This window comes from Pseudomonas sp., assembly GCF_041601375.1.
Classification (GTDB): Bacteria; Pseudomonadota; Gammaproteobacteria; order Pseudomonadales; family Pseudomonadaceae; genus Aquipseudomonas.
This window is the reverse complement of record NZ_JBFIIG010000208.1, coordinates 1-6983: the sequence shown is the minus strand read 5'-3', so window position 1 is coordinate 6983 and position 6983 is coordinate 1. Positions and strand designations below refer to the sequence as shown.

Annotated in this window: 7 protein-coding genes and 1 pseudogene; 6 read left to right on the top strand and 2 right to left on the bottom strand. The window is 64.7% G+C overall.

Annotated features, from left to right (window positions below):
• Positions 1-10 precede the first annotated feature (10 nt).
• The 5 genes from ABZE94_RS19100 (at position 11) to codA (ending at position 5536) form a co-directional block, all read left to right on the top strand.
• The gene (locus ABZE94_RS19100) at positions 11-1426 is read left to right on the top strand and encodes a TolC family protein (protein WP_372877459.1); all 1416 of its coding nucleotides are present in this window, start codon (positions 11-13) and stop codon (positions 1424-1426) included.
• 16 nt (positions 1427-1442) lie between these two features.
• Positions 1443-2855, top strand: coding sequence for a multicopper oxidase domain-containing protein (locus tag ABZE94_RS19095; RefSeq protein WP_372877457.1), 1413 nt, complete (start codon positions 1443-1445; stop codon positions 2853-2855).
• A gap of 95 nt (positions 2856-2950) precedes the next feature.
• The gene (locus ABZE94_RS19090) at positions 2951-3559 is read left to right on the top strand and encodes a plastocyanin/azurin family copper-binding protein (RefSeq protein WP_372877455.1); all 609 of its coding nucleotides are present in this window, start codon (positions 2951-2953) and stop codon (positions 3557-3559) included.
• Positions 3556-3882 carry a copper-binding protein gene (locus ABZE94_RS19085; protein ID WP_372877453.1) on the top strand — a complete coding sequence of 109 codons (327 nt, stop codon included), beginning with the start codon at positions 3556-3558 and terminating at the stop codon, positions 3880-3882. The genes ABZE94_RS19090 and ABZE94_RS19085 overlap by 4 nt, the downstream gene beginning before the upstream one ends.
• 415 nt (positions 3883-4297) lie before the next feature.
• Positions 4298-5536: a cytosine deaminase gene (codA, locus tag ABZE94_RS19080; RefSeq protein WP_372877451.1), complete on the top strand. Its 1239-nt coding sequence runs from the start codon at positions 4298-4300 to the stop codon at positions 5534-5536.
• 122 nt (positions 5537-5658) lie between these two features.
• Here codA and ABZE94_RS19075 read toward each other — a convergent pair whose 3' ends face one another.
• Positions 5659-6030 carry a glutaredoxin family protein gene (locus ABZE94_RS19075; protein WP_372877449.1) on the bottom strand — a complete coding sequence of 124 codons (372 nt, stop codon included), beginning with the start codon at positions 6028-6030 and terminating at the stop codon, positions 5659-5661.
• 186 nt (positions 6031-6216) lie between these two features.
• On the opposite strand from ABZE94_RS19075, the gene ABZE94_RS19070 reads away from it, so the two are divergent.
• Positions 6217-6438 carry a DUF3820 family protein gene (locus tag ABZE94_RS19070; protein ID WP_372877447.1) on the top strand — a complete coding sequence of 74 codons (222 nt, stop codon included), beginning with the start codon at positions 6217-6219 and terminating at the stop codon, positions 6436-6438.
• A gap of 131 nt (positions 6439-6569) precedes the next feature.
• Here ABZE94_RS19070 and ABZE94_RS19065 read toward each other — a convergent pair.
• Positions 6570-6734, bottom strand: a pseudogene (locus ABZE94_RS19065) (twin-arginine translocation pathway signal protein); the annotation flags it as partial.
• Positions 6735-6983: the final 249 nt, after the last annotated feature.

The following is a 6983-nucleotide window of genomic DNA, read 5'->3' as shown; positions in this document are numbered from 1 at the left end:
ATCACTGAGGATGCGTATGAACGGATTTATACGGGTGCGTCAGCTGGGGCTGTGCGCCGGGTTACTGCTGCTGGCCGGTTGCGCCAGTTTTTCCCGGGATGGCGGTTTTGCCGTGGTCGAACAGGCCGCCGAGCAGCAGCTGGACAAGCAATTGAGCTGGAGCAAGACCCCCGAAGAGCGGACGCTCGTGGCCAAGCGGGTCACCGAATTGCTGGCCCAGCCGCTGTCGGCGGACGCTGCGGTGCAGGTTGCCCTGCTCAACAACCGGGGGTTGCAGGCGAGCTTCGATCAGTTGGGTATCAGCGAGGCCGAGCGGGTCCAGGCCGGACGCATCCCCAATCCGGGGTTCTCCTTCGGCCGCCTGGAAAAGGGCAGCGAGGTGGAGTACGAGCGCGGCCTGCACGTCAATCTGGCGCGGCTGATCGCCATGCCGATGACCTCCGGCATCGAGGCCAAGCGCTTCGAGCAGGTGCAGCGGCAGACCAGCCTGGCGGTGTTCGAACTGGCCAGCCAGACGCGCAAGGCCTGGTACCGCGCGGTGGCGGCCGAGGAGAGCCTGGGCTTCATGCGCCAGGTGATGGACTCGGCCGAAATCGGCGCCGAGCTGGCCCGACGGCTGGCGGCGGTGGGCAACTACAGCAAGCTGCAACAGGCCCAGGAGCAGAGCTTCTATGCCGAGACCGGCTTGGCCCTGATCCGCGCCGAGCAGGCGCGGGTGCAGAGCCGCGAGCAGTTGACCCGGCTGTTGGGCCTGTGGGGCGAGCAGATCGCCTACCGCCTGCCCGAGCGCCTGCCCGAGTTGCCCGCCGAGGTCGAGCAACTGCCGGATGTCGAGCGCCAGGCCATGGCCCAGCGCCTGGATATCCAGGCCATGCGCCTGGATGCCGAGCGTCTGGCGCGCAACCTGGGGCTGAGCAAGACCACGCGCTTTATCAACGTGCTCGAGCTGGGGGCGGTCAGCAACAAGTCCAATGAGGAGCCGACCCAGCGCGGCTATGAGATCAGCGTCGAGTTGCCGTTGTTCGACTGGAGCGGCGCGCGGGTGGCCAAGGCCGAGGCGCAATACCGGCAGATGCTCAACCGTGCGGCCGAGACCGCGATCAATGCCCGCTCGCAGGTGCGCGAGGCCTATCTGGGCTATCGGTCGGGCTACGACATCGCCCGCCATTACCGCGACGAGGTGTTGCCGCTGCGGCAGCGCATCGCCGAGGAGAACATCCTGCGCTACAACGGCATGTTCATCAGCACCTTCGAGCTGCTGGCCGATGCGCGCAAACAGATTCTCGCGGTCGACGGTTACCTGCAGGCCCAGCGCGACTTCTGGATCGCCAGGGCCGACCTGGACATGAGCATGCTCGGTGCAGCGAACCTCTCCACCAGCGCGGGCGCCGCCATGAGCGCCGCCGATGAGCCCGCCGGGCACTGATCAAGGATTACTGAAAATGGTTTCTCGACGTGATTTTTTCCTCGGCGCCGGCGCGATCACCGCGGCGGTCGCCACCTCGGCGGTCAGCCGGGTGTCCCTGGCCGGGCTGCCGGAAGCGGTGCTGCAGGACAGTGCCGACACGATGCCGCCGCTGCAGCCGCAGAACGGCCGGCCCTACAACCCGGTGGTCACCCTCAACGGCTGGACCCTGCCGTGGCGCATGAACAACGGCGTCAAGGAATTCCACCTGATCGCCGAACCGGTGGTGCGCGAGCTGGCGCCGGGCTACAAGGCCCACCTGTGGGGCTACAACGGCCAGTCGCCGGGGCCGACCATCGAGGTGGTGGAGGGCGACCGGGTGCGCATCTTCGTCACCAACAAGCTGCCCGAGCACACCAGCATCCACTGGCACGGTCAGCGCCTGCCCAATGGCATGGACGGCGTCTCCGGGCTGACCCAGCCGGCCATTCCGATGGGCAAGACCTTCGTCTACGAATTCGTCGCGCGGCGTCCCGGCACCTTCATGTACCACCCGCATGCCGACGAGATGACCCAGATGGCCATGGGCATGATGGGCTTCTGGGTCACCCACCCCAAGGCCAGTCATCCGTTGATCAGCGAGGTGGACCGCGATTACTGCTTCCTGCTCAACGCCTACGACATCGAGCCCGGGGCGGCCACGCCGAAGATCATGACCATGCTCGACTTCAACCTGTGGACCTTCAACAGCCGCATCTTCCCCGGCATCGACCCGCTGGTGGTGCGCAAGAACGACAAGGTGCGCATCCGCGTCGGCAACCTGACCATGACCAACCACCCGATTCACCTGCACGGCCATGAGTTCGAAGTCACCGGCACCGACGGCGGGCCGACGGCCAAGGGCTCGCGTTGGCCGGAGGTGACCACCGATGTGGCGGTGGGGCAGATGCGCCAGGTCGAGTTTCTCGCCGACGAGGAGGGCGACTGGGCCTTCCACTGCCACAAGAGCCACCACACCATGAACGCCATGGGCCACGACGTGCCGACCCTGGTCGGTGTCGATCATCGCGACATGACGCGCAAGATCGCCAAGCTGATCCCCGATTACATGGTCATGGGCGAACGCGGCATGGCCGACATGGCGGAAATGCAGATGCCGTTGCCGGACAACACCGCGCCGATGATGACCGGCGACGGCCCCTTCGGCTCGGTGGAGATGGGCGGCATGTTCACCATGCTCAAGGTACGCAAGGAACAGCCGCCCGGCGACTACCGCGATCCGGGCTGGTTCAAGCACCCGGCCGGCAGCGTGGCTTACGAATGGCGCGGCGAGCTGGCCACGCCGACCCGCTCGGCGGACGCCGGCGGCCAATCCATGCCGCTGCAACAACCGCCTCGCGAGACGGTCGAAGTCCAGGTGCGCAAACCCAGCGGCCATACCGGGCATTGATTTGCAGAAATCCGTAGGAGCCAGCAAGGACTGGGCGTCCCCCTGGCTCCTAGAAAAAAACAGCCGCTGTTTTCATTGAGACCGAGGAGATACAAATGGATCGACAGATAAAACCTGCCGCCCTGGTGTTGGGCTTGTGCGCCCTGTTCGCCGGCAATTCGGTGCTGGCCCATGGCGGCATGGTCGCAGACGCGCATGGCGCCGCTGCGCAAGTGGTCAAGGAACAAAAGGAGTGGGGCATCGCCGGCGACCGCGATCAGGTCGACCGCACCATCGAGATCCGCATGACCGACGAGATGCGCTTCACCCCGGACAAGCTGCAGGTAAAGGTCGGCGAGACCATTCGCTTCGTCCATCACAACGACGGCCAGATGCTGCATGAATTCGTGCTCGGTACCAAGCCCGAGCTGGACAAGCATGCCGCGCTGATGGCCAAGTTTCCCGGCATGGAGCATGACGAACCCTATATGGCCCACGTCGCGCCGAGCAAAAACGGCGAGATCATCTGGACCTTCAACCAGGCCGGCGAATTCGACTTCGCCTGCCTGATTGTCGGTCATTACCAGGCCGGCATGGTCGGCGAGATCAGCGTAGTGGGCGAGGCGGATGCCATGCCGATTGTGGCGAGAGAGCCGTCCGCCAGCCCGACAGATGCTTCGACCCGCGTAGCGCCGGTCCAACCACGTGAAGGAGATACCCTATGAAAACCCTGCTTATCGCCACCTTGCTCGGCAGCGCCTTGGCCTTCCCCGTATATGCCGCCCAGGCCGCCGCCCCGGCCGAAGCCAGTGCGGAGGTCGCCGCCCCCCTGAGTCAGGGCGAAGTGCGCAAGATCGACCTGGCCGGGCAAAGGATCACCCTGCGCCACGGCCCGATCCAGAGCGTCGGCATGCCGCCGATGACCATGGTCTTCGGCGTGCGCGATGCGGCTCTGCTGGAAGGCATCAAGACCGGCGACAAGGTGCGCTTCCAGGTCGAACAGCAAGGCAGCCGCTATGTCGTGACCGAACTGCAGGCGGCCGAGTAACGGCGGCAGGAGCCAGCGTGCTGGCTCCTGCAAGCCTGGCCGAGAATATGGGCGGTCAGTCCACAACTAGCGGCCGTGGGTTTTACCTATGTACCGCGATCCCTCTAGGGTGGCTTAGGCGCACGCTGCCGATAGCGATGAATCCGCAAGATCCGTTGCGCCGTAACCCACCATCGGCGCAACACAGGGATGTCGCCTGGTGGGTTACGCGGCGCACCACGATGGCGCTGCCTGATCTGGCGCCGCTAACCTGCGCCGCCTACCTAGGCGGCCGCACCTACGCGGCCCGCCCCGCCTTACAGTGACCCTACATTTCAACGTTGTTGTGACACCAGGGTGCAGACCCTGCCAGCCGGGCATGATCGTGTCGGGCTGTTAATCTATGCCTGAATTTGTGCCCGTTCAGGAGAACCCCATGAATATCGTCAATGCCCGGCTGCGTGGCCGCAGCGGCCTGTTTCGCATCGAGTTGGCGCAGGCGCGTATCGCCGGCATAGTCGCGCAGGCGCAGGAGTTGACCGCCACGGCAGACCAGCTGGATGCCGCCGGCAATCTGGTGGTGCCGCCCTTCGTCGAGCCGCATATCCACCTGGATGCGGCCCTCACCGCCGGCGAGCCGCGTTGGAACCTCAGTGGCACCCTGTTCGAGGGCATCGAATGCTGGGCCGAGCGCAAGGCGCTGATCACCCACGAAGACAGCAAGGCTCGTGCGCGCAAGGCCATCGACATGCTGGTCGAGCACGGCATCCAGCATGTGCGCAGCCATGTCGACGTCACCGACCCGAGTCTGGGCGCGCTCAAGGCGCTGCTCGAGGTGCGCGAGGAAACCCGCCACCTGATCGACCTGCAGCTCGTCGCCTTCCCCCAGGAGGGCATCGAGTCCTACGCCAATGGCCGCGCGCTGATGGAACAGGCGGTGGCGCTGGGCGTCGATGTGGTCGGCGGCATTCCGCATTTCGAGAACACCCGCGAGCAGGGCGTCAGCTCGATCCGCTTCCTCATGGACCTGGCCGAGCGCAGCGGTTGCCTGGTGGATGTGCATTGCGACGAGACCGACGACCCGCACTCGCGCTTTCTCGAGGTGCTCGCCGAAGAGGCGCGCGTGCGCGGCATGGGCGCGCGGGTCACGGCCAGCCACACCACCGCCATGGGCTCCTACGACAACGCCTACTGCTCCAAGCTGTTCCGCCTGCTCAAGCAGGCGCAGATCAACTTCGTCTCCTGTCCGACCGAGAGCATCCATTTGCAGGGCCGTTTCGATGCCTACCCCAAGCGCCGCGGGCTGACCCGTGTGGCCGAGCTCGACCGCGCCGGGCTGAATGTCTGCTTCGGCCAGGACTCCATCGTCGACCCCTGGTACCCGCTGGGCAACGGCAACATCCTGCGCATCCTCGAGGCCGGGCTGCACATCTGCCACATGCTCGGATTCGAGGATCTGCAGCGCTCGCTCGACCTGGTCACCGACAACAGCGCGAAAGCCCTCAACCTGGGCGAGGGCTATGGCCTCGAAGTGGGGCGTCCGGCCAACCTGCTGATCCTCTCCGCCGCCAGCGACTACGAGATGCTGCGCAGCCAGGGCCACGCACTGGTCTCGATCCGCGCCGGCCAGGTGCTGATGCGCCGCACACCGGCCCGGGTGGTGCGCGCCCCGTAGGATGGCGCGGGCGGCGATCCGTCGGGCCGCGTAGGATGAGCGAAGCGATACCCATCGCAGCGATCTGCGGTAAACCAACAGCCTCGGCGGCTGGGCAACCGGTCGATGGGGATCGCTATGCTTCAGGCCGCAGAGAAGCGCTCGTTGAGATAGGCGATGATCGCCTTGGACTCATACAGCCAGGTGCTCTGGCCGTTGTCCTCGATGCGCAGGCACGGCACCTTGATCTTGCCGCCTTGCTCCAGCAGGGCCTGGCGATGCTGATCGTCGTGCTTGGCGTCGCGCAGGGTGACCGGCACGTTGAGCTTGTGCAAAGTGCGGCGGGTCTTCACGCAGAATGGGCAGGCATGAAACTGGTACAACGCCAGGCCGCTGGCGGCTTGTGCGACCGCGGCCTGAGCCTCGGGCGCGCGCTTGAGCTTGCGCGGGCGGGTAATGAAGTCGAGAAACACGATCAACTGGCCGAGACCGATTCTGAGTGCCTTGATAAGCATTGCGTGACAATCCTGGGTAGAAAATGGCGGGCACAAAGCTTACCCGAGTTTGCCGGCGTCGGCCTGCGCGTTGGTCGCATGGCAGGTGCTTTTGCGCCAACCAGGACTGGCGTTAGGCATAATTGCGCGTATGACCCGCATGGCCGAGCCATGTCGCCCATGCTCACCCATGACCAAGAGCGCCCAATGAAACCCGAAGACCTGCAACTGCTGGTGACCCGCGAGATGCCATTCGGCAAATACAAGGGCCGCTTGATCGCCGACCTGCCGGGGCGCTACCTCAACTGGTTCGCCCGCGAAGGCTTTCCCACGGGCGAGATCGGCCGTCTGCTGGAGCTGATGCAGGAAATCGATCACAACGGCCTGTCGTCGTTGCTGGATCCCTTGCGCCAGACGCCGCGCAGGTAACGGAAGCGGGCGACCCGGTTGCCATGGGGTCAAGGCAATCCTGTTTGCGTCGAGCCTGCCCGCCTGTCCAGAGCTGTTGGCACCGGGTAGCAGAGGCAATGGCCAGTAAGGGCTGGCCATTGCCGTCGACTTCAGCGACGGATTTTGGATATCTTGGTTCCTACGATAGTGACACCCGCCATCAACCCTTGCTGATTGAAGGTAAATGCATAGGCGTCGTCCTGTAGCGTGGATGTCGACAGATTCTTCGCGACCCCTTCGTCGACCACGACGACGGTTGGTCCGACACCGATTTCCCCGTCCCATGCATCCTTCAGCAGCTGAATCACCACGCCGAACCTCCGGTCAGTTGAGCCTTGTACGGGTTCCCTGAACTCTGTCGATAGGCTCCTAAGCAACTATTCAATGATCTGCGTCAGCCCCCATTCCAGAGCCTTTGAGTAGCCTTGCTGCAGCGCCCGCATTGCAGCCGGGCGGCACGCTAGGGGCTGAGGGGAAATGAGTTATCTGGTTTGGCAGGACGATCTGAACACCGGCATTCAAGT